Annotated in this window: 14 protein-coding genes; 1 reads left to right on the top strand and 13 read right to left on the bottom strand. The window is 31.9% G+C overall.

Annotation, left to right across the window (positions count from 1 at the left end; genetic code table 11):
- The 10 genes from fliJ to RR409_RS06580 all read right to left on the bottom strand — a co-directional run bounded on the left by fliJ (position 1) and on the right by RR409_RS06580 (position 8,756).
- Entirely contained in the window at positions 1 to 441 is a 441-nt protein-coding gene (gene fliJ / locus RR409_RS06535; protein WP_332556928.1) for a flagellar export protein FliJ, read from the bottom strand.
- Between the two features lie 19 nt (positions 442 to 460).
- Positions 461 to 1,771, bottom strand: coding sequence for a flagellar protein export ATPase FliI (gene fliI / locus RR409_RS06540; protein ID WP_332556929.1), 1,311 nt, complete (start codon positions 1,769 to 1,771; stop codon positions 461 to 463).
- A gap of 51 nt (positions 1,772 to 1,822) precedes the next feature.
- Entirely contained in the window at positions 1,823 to 2,602 is a 780-nt protein-coding gene (locus tag RR409_RS06545; RefSeq protein ID WP_332556930.1) for a flagellar assembly protein FliH, read from the bottom strand.
- Entirely contained in the window at positions 2,550 to 3,563 is a 1,014-nt protein-coding gene (gene fliG / locus RR409_RS06550; RefSeq protein ID WP_332556931.1) for a flagellar motor switch protein FliG, read from the bottom strand. Before fliG ends, RR409_RS06545 begins: the two co-directional genes overlap by 53 nt.
- A gap of 3 nt (positions 3,564 to 3,566) precedes the next feature.
- A complete protein-coding gene (fliF, locus tag RR409_RS06555) occupies positions 3,567 to 5,138 on the bottom strand; it encodes a flagellar basal-body MS-ring/collar protein FliF (protein WP_332556932.1) in 1,572 nt (523 codons plus the stop codon).
- Between the two features lie 15 nt (positions 5,139 to 5,153).
- Positions 5,154 to 5,462, bottom strand: a complete 309-nt coding sequence (gene fliE, locus RR409_RS06560; RefSeq protein WP_332556933.1) for a flagellar hook-basal body complex protein FliE — start codon at positions 5,460 to 5,462, stop codon at positions 5,154 to 5,156.
- Positions 5,463 to 5,472: 10 nt separating this feature from the next.
- Positions 5,473 to 5,904: a flagellar basal body rod protein FlgC gene (gene flgC, locus RR409_RS06565; RefSeq protein ID WP_332556934.1), complete on the bottom strand. Its 432-nt coding sequence runs from the start codon at positions 5,902 to 5,904 to the stop codon at positions 5,473 to 5,475.
- Between the two features lie 2 nt (positions 5,905 to 5,906).
- Positions 5,907 to 6,308 carry a flagellar basal body rod protein FlgB gene (gene flgB, locus RR409_RS06570; RefSeq protein WP_332556935.1) on the bottom strand — a complete coding sequence of 134 codons (402 nt, stop codon included), beginning with the start codon at positions 6,306 to 6,308 and terminating at the stop codon, positions 5,907 to 5,909.
- A 513-nt stretch (positions 6,309 to 6,821) separates the two neighbouring features.
- Complete coding sequence (locus tag RR409_RS06575; RefSeq protein ID WP_332556936.1) at positions 6,822 to 7,646, bottom strand: flagellin; 825 nt, start codon at positions 7,644 to 7,646, stop codon at positions 6,822 to 6,824.
- A 915-nt stretch (positions 7,647 to 8,561) separates the two neighbouring features.
- Complete coding sequence (locus RR409_RS06580) at positions 8,562 to 8,756, bottom strand: hypothetical protein (protein ID WP_332556937.1); 195 nt, start codon at positions 8,754 to 8,756, stop codon at positions 8,562 to 8,564.
- 368 nt (positions 8,757 to 9,124) lie between these two features.
- Between RR409_RS06580 and RR409_RS06585 the strand changes: the two genes are divergently transcribed.
- Complete coding sequence (locus RR409_RS06585) at positions 9,125 to 9,265, top strand: hypothetical protein (protein ID WP_332556938.1); 141 nt, start codon at positions 9,125 to 9,127, stop codon at positions 9,263 to 9,265.
- Between the two features lie 116 nt (positions 9,266 to 9,381).
- On the opposite strand, the gene fliB is transcribed toward RR409_RS06585, so the two are convergent.
- The 3 genes from fliB to RR409_RS06600 all read right to left on the bottom strand — a co-directional run bounded on the left by fliB (position 9,382) and on the right by RR409_RS06600 (position 12,492).
- A complete protein-coding gene (fliB, locus tag RR409_RS06590; protein ID WP_332556939.1) occupies positions 9,382 to 10,623 on the bottom strand; it encodes a flagellin lysine-N-methylase in 1,242 nt (413 codons plus the stop codon).
- Between the two features lie 282 nt (positions 10,624 to 10,905).
- Entirely contained in the window at positions 10,906 to 11,100 is a 195-nt protein-coding gene (locus RR409_RS06595; RefSeq protein WP_332556940.1) for a hypothetical protein, read from the bottom strand.
- Positions 11,101 to 11,241: 141 nt separating this feature from the next.
- Positions 11,242 to 12,492 carry a flagellin gene (locus RR409_RS06600; protein WP_332556941.1) on the bottom strand — a complete coding sequence of 417 codons (1,251 nt, stop codon included), beginning with the start codon at positions 12,490 to 12,492 and terminating at the stop codon, positions 11,242 to 11,244.
- Positions 12,493 to 12,502: the final 10 nt, after the last annotated feature.

The raw sequence follows: 12,502 nt of genomic DNA on the forward strand, positions 1-12,502 counted from the left end.
TCACCTCCTGGTCTGTCTTATAAATCCATAGAGCGCAAACTCATCATTTTGTAACTGCTCTATTCTATCTTGCTCTTGTAAGAACTGGGATTTCTTTTTTTCTTTTAGTATTTCAACAGTTTTTCTATTCACTTGAGCCAAAACTAAATCTTGTCTTTTATTTTCTAAGATTTTGCTTAGTTCTTCTAAAGTTGTTGTAGTGGCTTCTATTGTACTATTTAGAAGTGATAAATAATTTTGTTGTATTTTTCTTTGAAAAGTAGGGGCTAAGGACACATCCATGGAAGAATATTTTAAATAATTATCCTCCAAATTTTCTAAGGTCTTCTCAATATTCTGCTTTTCACTATTGGCTTTCATAAACTGTATTTTCTTATTTTCTTCTTCATGCTCTCTAATTTCTAGAAGCTTTTGAAGTTTAAATTTATACCCTAATGCCATTTAATTACTCCTTTAGAAATTATTTTGAAAACATCTTTAGAAGTGAAAGTACACTTTCCTCAAAGTTTGTATGTTCATCAACTTTTTGCTTTAAAAATCCATTGATTCTGTCAATATACTCTATGGACATATCTACTCTCTTGTTTGTGCCCTTTACATAAGCACCAAGATTTATCAAGTCTTCTGAATCCTTATAAGCAGCTAGTAAGTCCCTTGCCATGGATGCAACTTGTTTATGGTCATCATTGGCTATTTGTGGCATCAGCCTTGATATACTACTTAAAATATCAATAGCTGGATAATGATTTTTTGCTGCAAGATCCCTTGACAGTACTATGTGGCCATCTAAAATACCCCTAACTGCATCCGCTATAGGTTCATTAAAATCATCTCCATCAACAAGAACAGTATAAAAAGCAGTAATGGAACCTTTATCAGACATACCACTTCGTTCCAAAAGCTTTGGAAGCATTGCAAATACCGAAGGAGTATATCCCTTAGTTGCTGGTGGCTCTCCAATAGCTAGTCCAATTTCTCTTTGAGCCATAGCAAAACGAGTAACTGAGTCCATCATTAATATTACTTTAAGTCCTTTATCTCTAAAATACTCAGCAATGGCAGTAGCTGTAAATGCTCCTTTTAGTCTTACAAGGGCTGGTTGGTCTGAGGTGGCACAAACTACCACAGATCTTTTAAGACCTTCTTCTCCCAAATCATTTTCTATAAACTCAAGAACTTCTCTACCTCTCTCACCAATAAGAGCAATAACATTGATATCTGCTTTTGCTTCCCTTGCAATCATTCCTAGAGTAGTACTTTTACCAACTCCAGAACCTGCAAATATACCTATTCTTTGTCCTTCTCCGCAGGTTAAAAAAGAATCAATTGCTCTAACTCCTGTTGAAAGTACTTCCTTAATCCTTCTTCTTTTTAAAGGGTCTGGTGGCATGGCTTCTAAAGGATACGGTGAATATCTAGAAATTTCTTGCTCTCTAAGTGGATTTCCTATACCATCTAGTATTTTCCCTAAAAGGTCATCAGAACACTTTACACTAAGCTGCTCTCCACTTGGAACTACTCTGCAACCCGGTGATATTCCAACTAAATTTCCAAGAGGCATTAAAATTATTTTATTAGACTTAAAACCTACCACCTCAGAAATTATAGGTTCATTTTTCTCGTTGTAAATAGTGCAAATTTCTCCTACAAAAGCTTTAATTCCTTCAACTTCTATGGTGAGCCCTATTACATTTGTAACCTTACCTTCTATGTATTTAAAATTAGTATTTTTTATACTATGAGTTAATTTTTCAAAATCTAAGGTTATCATTTCTTCACCTGTTTCCTTAATGACATGTCTTACTATTAAACTTCCTCAAGTTTAACTTTCCATTAAAAGTGCTTTAAGTTTTTCGATGCTATAATCTATACTCAAGGTAGTTTTTCCACTATTTTTTTCAATGATCACAGTTCCATCTTGAAGCAAATTATCTTCAACTACAAAAATATCGCCTCTGAATGCCAATTTGTTTTTAAAATTAAAGATTTCACCTTGTATAGAAGGATAATAATTTGAATTACACTTTATTATAAAGGCTTTTTCTTGCTTTTCTTCTTCCAGCACCTGAAATATTAAGGAATTTAAACTTTCTGAATCTTTAACTTCGCTTTTCAAAATTGATTCTACAGTAGTAATTACTAAGTTTCGAAAATGTACTTCTTTATCTTTTATGAACTTATTGTACTCTTCCTTAGCTTGAAACAGCATAAAGTTTGCATTTTCTACAATTTCATCACCTTGGGCTTTTCCTACATTGAATCCTTCTTCATAGCCATCATTATATCCAATGTTTCTTCCTTCTTCATAACCTTGCTGAAAACCTTGCTCCTTGGCATCATTTTCAATAACCCTAGCCTTTTCATAAGCTCCAAACAAGATATTTTTACTTTCTCTTTGAGCATTTTCAATAATTCCTGCTGCTATCTTTTCTAAGGATTCAAACTCAGCATTGCAATTTTTTGTTTCTACTACAATTTCCTTCGGCCCAACAAAATTAGATACAATTTCTTTATTTCCTTCATTTACTATACTGTTACTTTTGATAACCTTATAGGACGATTGCATCATGTCCACCTCTTGAAACTGTAATTTCTCCTGCATCCTCTAATCTTCTAATTAAGCCAACAATTTTTTGTTGAGCTTTTTCTACATCTACAAGTCTTACCGGTCCCAAGAATTCCATATCTTCCTTTAAGGTTGCTGCTGCTCTCTTTGATTGGTTTTTCATAATAGTTTCCATTACTTGCTCTGAAGACCCCTTAAGTGCCAGGCACAATTCTTTAGAGTCCACTTCACGTAAAATTCTCTGAATTGCCACATCATCAAGAGTAATAATATCTTCAAATACAAACATAGATTCCTTAACCTTTTCAGCAAGCTCAACATCTTCTCTTTCTAAGCCTTCTGTAATATTCTTTTCTGTACCCCTATCTACTTGGTTTAGAATATTAACAAGTGATTGAAGTCCACCTACTACACTGCTCTCAGAGCTGATAACATTAGATAATTTATCATTAAGTACTGATTCAATTTCCTTTACTACAACAGGGTAAATATTGCTCATTGTAGCAATTCTGTATGCAACATCACTTTGTAAGTCAGCTGGCAGAGAAGATAAAATTTGCCCTGCTTTATCTGATTGAAGATGACAAAGTATTAGGGCAATGGTTTGTGGATGCTCATTGACAATTACATTCATAAGTTGTGCTGCATCTGCTTTTCTAGCAATTGAAAAAGGTCTGTACTGCTGGGAATACTCACTAACCCTATCCAATATTTCACTGGCTCTTTGAGTACCCAATGCCTTGGAAAGAAGGCTTCTTGCATATTCAAGTCCACCCTCTAGGATGTAGTCTTTAGCTTTATTCATTTCCATAAATTCATCTAATATTTGTTGTCTTTCCTCTGATTTAACGCTGCTCATATTTGCTATTTCATAAGTGATCTTTTGAATTTCCTTTTCAGGTAACTTTTTTATAATTCCAGAAGCCGCTTCGGGGCCCAAGGTGATAAATAAAATAGCTGCTTTTTGAACTCCAGTTAATTTTTCTGTTTTTGCCATTTACTATCTCCTCTCATCCTCAGCTAGCCATGATTTTATAACATCAGCCACTTGTTCTGGTTTTTGTTCTGCATATTTTTTAACTTCTTTTATAACATGGTCTTTTTGTGTTTCTGTTTCTAAATCTAATTCTTCGAAAATTTCCTTAGGTTTTGGAGTTATCGTCTCTCCAATTACCATGTCAAGGCCCTCAAAATCTAGAAGTTCATCTGCATCTGCATCTGCTTTTGTTTTTCTTCTTCTAATAGAAGATAAAATTATAATTAAAATAATAAGTGCTGCACCTGCGCCTACTCCAAGGGCTATAAGCCTATCTCGTTTAGCTTTTGCTTCTTGTGCTTTCATTTCCTCAATACTCTTTTGTGCTAAATCTTGAGCATCAGTGTTAAAGGCTAAACTTTCAACAGTAATAGTGTCGCCTCTTTTTTGATCATATCCAATGGCTTCACTGACAAGATTACTTATTGCTACACGAGTTTGATCATCTAATTCTTTGTTCACAACTACAGAGGCTGTAACTCTTTCAACTTGACCTGGAGCCTTAACTGTAGTTTCAACCTTTTTAGTAGGCTCATAATTTTTTGTAGTTTCCTCATGATTAGTTGTTTCACTATTATTCCCTGGATTTTGATTGTTAGTTAAATTATTATCAACTCCACTGCCAGAAGTATTCCCTCCAGCTGAAGTTCCTGTTTTAATCTCATGTTCACTAACAACTGCTCCGTTCTCATAAATAGTATTATCTTCTTTTTTTGCATCAAAGTTTACCTTAGTATTCACTGAAACTCTAATGCCGTCCTTATAGATTGGTTCAAGGACATTTAAAATCTTCTTTTGATATTCATCTTCTATTTCCTTTTTTACAATTAACTGCTTATCTGAGGATGCAGTATAGTCATCTTTATCTTCATCAAATATTCCTTCAGTTAATAGCTTAAAATTATCCGATACTATTGTTACATTTTCTTTTGGTAAATTTTCTACACTTCCAGATACTAAAGAAACAATTGCTCTCACTTGATCTTCACCTAGTTGCTTACCTGCTGCTAGTTTTAATGTAACAGAGGCTGTTGCTGGGCTTGGTTTTGTCACAAAGGCTGAATTATCAGGCAATACTAAATTCACCTTGGCCCATTCAACGGCACTAAAAGATTTAATAGTTCTTTCAAGTTCACCTGATAGTGCTCTTTGATACATAATCTTTGCTTCTGAATCCGTGGGTGCCACCTTTCCACTGTCGAAAAGTTCAAAGCCTTGACTTCCTTCTTTTAAAGGAACTTCCGATAAAAGCTCCATCCTTAGCTTATCAACTTGGCCTTTTTCTACTAATATAGAATCTCCATCTACTTTATAGCTTACTTTTTTACCATCTAATCCTTGAATTATTGCACCTGAATCTTCGGAGGTCATATTAGAAAATAAAACCACATACTTTGGTGTAAGATTAACATATAATAAAATTCCAAGAGTTAAAAATGAAACAGTAGCAATGATGGAATAAGCTATCTTTTTGGACTTGCTCATTTCTTTCCATTTAGTAGTCAAATTTTTTATTAGGTCGGATAGCTTGTTCAAATATTCCACCTCCTACTATACCTGCATTCTATTAAATTCCTCGTAGACACTGATTAGTTTATTTCTAACTTGTATAGCAAGTTCTAGTGATAAACTAGCTTCTTCACTAGCCACCATCACCTCATGAATATCTTTTTCTCCATTTATGTATCCTTGAATAGTATTTTCAGAATTTATTTGTTTATCGTTTACCTTTTGTAATTCATCTTTTAAAACATTGCTAAAAGATACCCCTTTATTATCTTGACTTTTGTTTTCACTTTGCAAATTATTAAAATTATTCTGAAAAACCTTCATATTAGGTATGTAAGTATTTACTATCATAAGTTAGCTCCTATCTTCCTATTTCTAATGTTTTCATAAACATACTCTTTTGTGCATTCATAGTGTTTATATTTGCTTCATAAGCTCTTGTAGCTGCAATTAAATCTACCATCTCATTAAGCACATTAACATTTGGCATGGTTACGTAACCTTCTTCGTCAGCATCAGGATGACTAGGATCATAAACTTTTTTTAGAGGTGATTTATCATTCTCAACTCCAACTGCTTTTACTCCTAGATTTTTATCCTGAACTTTACCTGTGGCTTTATCAAGTTCTGACTTCATACTTTCTTGGAACACAGCTATTTTTCTTATGTAGGGCTGTCCATCTTCTCCTCTAGTGGTAGATGCATTCGCAATATTAGAAGCTATGGTATCAAGTCTAAGTCTTTCTGCTGAAAGACCACTAGCACTAATTCTAAGTCCTCTGAAAGCTTCCATTATTATTTACCTCCTCCTTTAATTACGCTACTAGTAGCATTTAGCTTACCACTTACTAATCTAACTAAGGATTCATACATCATAGTATTGGCAGCCTGACTTGTCATTTCACTTTCAATATCTACGTTGTTTCCATCTTCCCTCATGCTTGTACTGTTATCTCTTTTAATTGAAACATCTTGAGAAGAATTAGTAATGTGCTTTTCTCTCGTGGTCTTTATAGGCGCTTCACCTATGTTGTTTTTCAAAATTTCATCGAAAGGTACGTAATATCTCTTGTATCCCTTTGTATTAACATTTGCTATATTATTTGCTATTACCTTATTACTAGTTACTGTAACATCCATAGACTTCTTAATAAGGTTATAGGTTGACTTACTGATTGAACCTATTTCATTAGCCATTTACTCACCTCGACTTATATAATTAGACAAATTTTTCAAAATTCCTTCTTTTTATGCAAATAATTATAGTTTTTTTAATTTCATTTACATTTTTATTCAAATTCAGACAACACTTTTACTATTTTAATTTTAATATAAATCAAATCCAAATTCAAACATTACTTTTATGTACATTTATCCAGTATTGGTGGAATACTCACTAGGTTTGTTAAATAAAAATCTTATCTCACAAAAGTTTATTACTCAAAACTAAAACAAACTATGATTTAAATCAAATTATTCATAAAAATTACTTAGAAATTGAATGAAAATTCAAGAACCATAAAAATAATATGGAAGTTAATTTCCATATACTTACTATTAGGCGAAAAATACTTAATATAGATTGTTAAGTAACAACAAATTTCGCCTATATTATTTTTACATAAAAAAAAAGCAACTACAAGATTTTTCATCATGAAAGTTACTTTTAAACATGTTTATTTTTAATATGTATTATTTTCTAATATAATTTTATCTAGATTTAACATTTTCAAGAATTCTAAGAATATCTTGTGGAAATTTGTTGGTTTGTGCTATTAAAGCTATACCTGAATCCACAAGTAAAGATGCTCTAGTATATTCCATCATTTCATAAGCAATATCTGCACCTGTAAGTTCTGCTTCTGCACCTTCAACTCTTATAGACATTTCATTTGCATTGTTATAGGTAGTTTCAAGTCTATTTGAAATTGCTCCATATTTTCCTCTATATTCACCAATAGTGTTTATGGCTTCATCAAGCTTGCTTAAGGAAATATCTATATGAGTGGTTTTAACATCCTTTATTTCAAGACCTTCAGCACTTAAGTTGTACATTGGTAATTTTAATTCTTCCTCAGCCATTGCGCCTATAAGAATTGATGTCATGTTACCTATTCCATTAGCTTTACTTAAAAGCTTTACTCCATTGGTTTCAGTGGCTTCTGCTATTGTATTAATATGTTCTATCATTTGGTTTACTTCACTTTGAATAACTTGTTTATCTTCATCAGAAGTGACTCCACTAGCCTGAACCATTAGTTCTCTAATACGCAGCACAGAATCATTAATATTTTGCATTGCACCATCAGCAGTTTGAAGCATACTCATGCCATCCTGCATGTTTCTTGATGCCATTTGTAATCCCCTAATTTGCAATTTCAGCTTTTGACTCTCAGCCATAGCATTGGGATCATCTTTTGAGGATTGAACTTTGACCCCTGAAGAAACTCTTCCATGGGCAATACTTTGAGCAGATAAATTGTCTTGATATTTTCTATATAAATTCATAGATGCTAAATTATGATATAATCTCATATAATTCACTCCAATTATGTATAGTAATATAGTTTCTTAATCGTACTAAATAATTTAAACTTTAGAGGTATAGTTTTATCATTTCCCTTTTTAAATAAAACTCACAAATATATATTTTTTATGTTCTTATATTCTTAAAAATATAACAATAAAAGAATATATAGTATTCATGCCACTTTGGAGGGTTTCTTCATGATTTTTCAGTGTATCCATGGAACGAATATCCACATGAAACCCCAATAATCAGAGGTGTATCTATTAAGAGTACTGAAAGCTCTATATTGCTTACGCTTATGAGGAAAAAGATTTTCATTATGTATCTTAATGCTTACTAATATAGTTTTTAACTTTCGCATGCGACAACTTGTCCTGTGCGAATTTTTAAGCTCAGCCTCTTTCACGCCTTGTAAGTGTCAAGCAAAGTACTAATTTATATGAACATAAAGTAAGTTGTTTTTATAGCTATTAGTGAGGATTAAAGTGTACCTTTTGCAATGGCCACTTTAGATTCATTAATGGCTTTTTATTTTTATTAACTAATCCACTACTTCTAATGGATACTATGGAAGGTATGGATACTTATTTAAACTTTTATTAGAGAGATTTTCCTATGGAAACTTCTATAAGGTATCCATAGTATCCAAGTCTCCATAATCTTTGAGTCACGCCTTTGTTTTCAAAGGTTTGTGCTAAGCTTCGTTTCTTTTTAAGTCTTCACAAGGTATCCATGCAGCTTCCATAAAGTCTTTTTAGTCCTTTATATTTTGAAATTTTAGTTCAATTAATATTGAGTACCTTATTTTAGTTCAATTACACCAAAGGTATTGGCATGGATTCTTTTATTCTTTTAAAAGCTTTTTCCTGCCAGCTTCAGGCTCAATTTCATTTGATGAAATCCATAGCTTAAATTCTGGCTTAAGCTGAAATTCTCTGCCATAGTTTTGCCTTACAGCATAGGCATTTTCCCCTGTTAGGATTCTTGTCCTTATCTATTTTGTACTCCAGGCTTTGGGACGAAACCTTATCATTATAAGCTGAGCAATGGACCATGCACTTAATGCAATAATCCATTGTAACTTTAAATTTACTCTTTATATCATTTAAGTCCATGGTTATTCCCCTTAGTTTGCTCATGTTTAAATCTAAAAAATTGCTCTTAGCTATGTAGTAAATTATTTTTTTCTATCCATATAAGAAATATGCCTATGAGGGGTACTTTTACAAAATCCCTAAAATTCTTTTGATAAATTTTTAGATGGAAAAATTATTCCTTAAACACCATGAGGTCTTCAGTTTTTTATTTTCTATTAGTCTACATTAGAGGGAAGATTTTTCATAATCCAAGTTTAAAAGGTACAATAGCAAGCTTAGTCCCTTGAAATCCTCGCTACACCTCCGGGAGGCTGTGCGAAAATCAAACTTATATAGTTTAATTTTGTATGTAGATATAAAATTGTGTCAAAAATGATTGTTAAATAATGAACTATACTTGCAGTGATGCTAGAGAACAGATTAGAGTAGAGTCATTAGAAGATTATGTAGAAATTGATAGCGAAGTTAGAATAATTGATAAAATTAAATCGCACTCCCTAAAGATGTTAGCGAGGGACAAATCCTGAGCTTGTTATTTTCGCTTATAATGTAATTTCCAGAAAATTATTATAAAATCAGCCTCTAGAAACGTCTAGAGGCTGGCATCTTATAAGCATGTCAAGTAAGATCAAACTTGATAGTATTAATTCTTAATAAGGATAGCCATATAAGGCATAGTAGTCATATTACTTTTTTCTAATGTATCTAAAATATGCTTTAAAAACACGTTATTATGGTCTATTGTTTTAGAGAAAGATTGGACAAGTTTAACTATATTTTCTTCATTAAAGTCTTCTTTGTGGTAACCAGCTATTCCTATTAAATTCATTTTAATCCATGCATAATGAATAACCAACATAATATAGTTGTCAAACAAATTTTTATATGGTCTTGTAGGGAAAAGATTAGTAAATACATAATTAACTAGATAATTTTCAAATATATATTCCTTATCCTTCATAAATGGTTCATAATACTTTTCATAAACATATTTGTAATTTTCTCCAACTTCTTCTATTGTTGTTTCATTTGTATACTTTAAGCCTTCCAATGTTTCAAAAATACATTCTAAATATCTTTTATTGCTTATACCCTTAGAAAACTTTATATCCACCAATTCCTTAAGTATCTCCATTTGAATTATTGAATGAGTTGGAATACTTTTTAAAGCTTCTATAACCACGTTAGAGTTCATCATATTACTGTATGAATCTATAATACTTGCAACATCTTTTATCTTATTATCTTCTATAGCTTCCTGAACTTTTTGATAAAACATTCCTAATATAATTAGTCTTTCCCATATTTTATAGTTTCTATTTTGTAACAATTGAATAGTAAAAATACGAAGCTCCCAAAAATATCCTTCTACCTTATTTAAAAAATTATTGTTCCCTGTATTAATTTCATTTCCAATATAACTTCTACCAGAGAACTCTTCATAAATCTCATCAAATTCAATTAATTGTGGTTTTAGTAATACTAATCGCACAACTTCTGGACAGGATAATGTAGCTGATTTTTCAATAACTTTATTAACCACATTATATAATCTAGGATACATAGAACATGTTTGGGATAAAGCTTCTTCCCCCAATTTACAATGAATATTACACAATTTTTCTTCAGTTAAAAATGGACATTCATTTTTATCGTTTAATTTGATTTTTGCATAATTTCCTTCAGTAGGATTAGCTCTATTACGGCTAACATTTTTATTAAAAGCATTTTTTAACTCTATATCATTATTTTTCTTGTATTTTTTATAAGTTATTTCATCTATAGGAATAGACCAACCCGCACAACATGTATCTTCACAAGCTGATCCCGTACATTTAAAATCATTCATATACTTTGGTATTAGTAACTTTTTTCTATTATTCATTTTTCCCCTCCGTTATTTTTAAATATTAACTGTATCGCTTATGGAAAATACCTACTTTTAAATAATGAATTTCAAAAGGGTAAATAAATTAATTAAAATTTTATATTTTCACTTCTTTCAATAACCTTTAAACCTTCATTTATATTATGCATTTATTTTATCATTCTATAGAATTATTTTAAATAGGATATTTTCAGATTTGATAAATCAAGCAACTTATGTAATGATGTTTTTTCAAACTAATATTGAGAATCATTTAGATATATTTAATAAAATCAGACTCTAGAAACAGCTCATGTCTTGAGACTGATATCCATTGTCTCTTTGATAAATTATTTCTATTATGTCTTTGTTTACTCCTAATCTCTTTGCTATATCCTTAATCAATGAATCTTCAGAATGATATTCACTATTATCTATTAGTTCTTGATGGTTAGTTTCAATACCATTCTCACCTTTAGAATAATCGTTCCACATCTTATAATGCCGCTCATGCATTCAGGTATATTATCATCTAAATAAATCTCAAGTTTTTTAATCATTATAATAATCCTCTGACTTAATAAAGAGCCAGAGTTTTCACCCTGGCTCTTTGTTATCTTTTTATAAGTTTATCAATTATCTTAGTAATTGAAGAACTCCTTGAGGTTGTTGATTAGCTTGAGCAAGCATAGCTTGTGCAGCTTGGCTAAGAATGTTATTCTTTTGGAATGCCATCATTTCTTTAGCCATATCAACGTCTCTAATTCTGCTTTCAGCAGCAGTTAAGTTTTCACTTGTTGTTCCTAAGTTGTTAATTGTATGCTCTAATCTGTTTTGAGTTGCTCCTAATTTAGCTCTTTGAGTAGATACAGTGTTTATTGCATCCTTAACCTTATCTATAGCTGCAGTAGCTGCACTTTGACTTGAAACATCAAGACCACCTACTTTTAAAGCTGATGAACTCATGCTTGATATATCAACAGAAACTTTTTGAGCTGAATCTGTTGAGTCACCAACTTGAAGTTGTAATGCTCCGCCACCTGCTCCAGCACCTGCTGTAAATGCAACTGGTGCGGTAAATGCAGTTATTAAATCAGAAACTAAATTAGCTGATGTTGCACTAGCGTTGTCGGAAGATGTAAACTCTATCCTACCTAATCCAACAGATGTAAGGTCTAAAACTCCTTGTGTACCTGCAGGATCAGCTGGATTCCATGCTCCACCTGTAGTTTTATTTGTAAGAAGCTCATCTAAATCAAGAACTGTAGTAGTTGCATTACCATTAGCGTCTGTAACTGTAAAATCTAATTTAGTAGTATCTGCAGGAACATGTGCTATTGCAGTAACCTTTGAACCAGCGGCAACATCTACACCTGTAACAGAAGTTGTAAATACTTTTGCAGTTGCTGATAAATCTACTAGAGCTGCACCGTTATAAGCAGCATTAGAAGTACTTCCTGCACCAATAGAACCATCTAAAAGCTTTTTACCATTAAAATTAGTTGTCGAAGCTATTCTATCGATTTCTTCATTTAACTTAGTAACTTCTGTTTGTATAGCTGCTCTATCAACACCATCATCTAATGTTCCATTTGATGATTGAGTTGATAATTCTTTCATTCTTTGAAGAATTGCTTGTGTTTCATTTAAAGCACCTTCAGCTGTTTGAATTAAAGAGATACCATCTTGAGCATTTCTTGAAGCTTGGTCTAATCCTCTGATTTGTCCTCTCATTTTTTCTGATATTGCAAGACCTGCAGCATCATCTCCAGCTCTGTTTATTCTTAAACCTGAGCTTAATTTTTCCATTGACTTTCCACTGTTAACAGTGTTCATCCCCATATTTCTATGAGAATTCATAGCATTCATATTGTGATTGATTATCATAATAAATTCC

The organism is Clostridium sp. (assembly GCF_036642255.1).
Classification (GTDB): Bacteria; Bacillota; Clostridia; order Clostridiales; family Clostridiaceae; genus Clostridium_J.

What these genes read in the sequence shown, in the direction of transcription:
- RR409_RS06580 (WP_332556937.1), bottom strand. Translation starts at nt 8,756, where the DNA reads ATGGACTTAAATGATATAAAGAGTAAATTTAAAGTTACAATGGATTAT.
- RR409_RS06585 (WP_332556938.1), top strand. Translation starts at nt 9,125, where the DNA reads ATGAACTATACTTGCAGTGATGCTAGAGAACAGATTAGAGTAGAGTCA.
- RR409_RS06545 (WP_332556930.1), bottom strand. Translation starts at nt 2,602, where the DNA reads ATGCAGGAGAAATTACAGTTTCAAGAGGTGGACATGATGCAATCGTCC.
- fliE (WP_332556933.1), bottom strand. Translation starts at nt 5,462, where the DNA reads ATGATAGTAAATACTTACATACCTAATATGAAGGTTTTTCAGAATAAT.
- fliJ (WP_332556928.1), bottom strand. Translation starts at nt 441, where the DNA reads ATGGCATTAGGGTATAAATTTAAACTTCAAAAGCTTCTAGAAATTAGA.
- flgB (WP_332556935.1), bottom strand. Translation starts at nt 6,308, where the DNA reads ATGGCTAATGAAATAGGTTCAATCAGTAAGTCAACCTATAACCTTATT.
- flgC (WP_332556934.1), bottom strand. Translation starts at nt 5,904, where the DNA reads ATGGAAGCTTTCAGAGGACTTAGAATTAGTGCTAGTGGTCTTTCAGCA.
- RR409_RS06595 (WP_332556940.1), bottom strand. Translation starts at nt 11,100, where the DNA reads ATGTGGAACGATTATTCTAAAGGTGAGAATGGTATTGAAACTAACCAT.
- fliG (WP_332556931.1), bottom strand. Translation starts at nt 3,563, where the DNA reads ATGGCAAAAACAGAAAAATTAACTGGAGTTCAAAAAGCAGCTATTTTA.
- fliI (WP_332556929.1), bottom strand. Translation starts at nt 1,771, where the DNA reads ATGATAACCTTAGATTTTGAAAAATTAACTCATAGTATAAAAAATACT.
- fliB (WP_332556939.1), bottom strand. Translation starts at nt 10,623, where the DNA reads ATGAATAATAGAAAAAAGTTACTAATACCAAAGTATATGAATGATTTT.
- RR409_RS06575 (WP_332556936.1), bottom strand. Translation starts at nt 7,646, where the DNA reads ATGAGATTATATCATAATTTAGCATCTATGAATTTATATAGAAAATAT.
- RR409_RS06600 (WP_332556941.1), bottom strand. Translation starts at nt 12,492, where the DNA reads ATGATAATCAATCACAATATGAATGCTATGAATTCTCATAGAAATATG.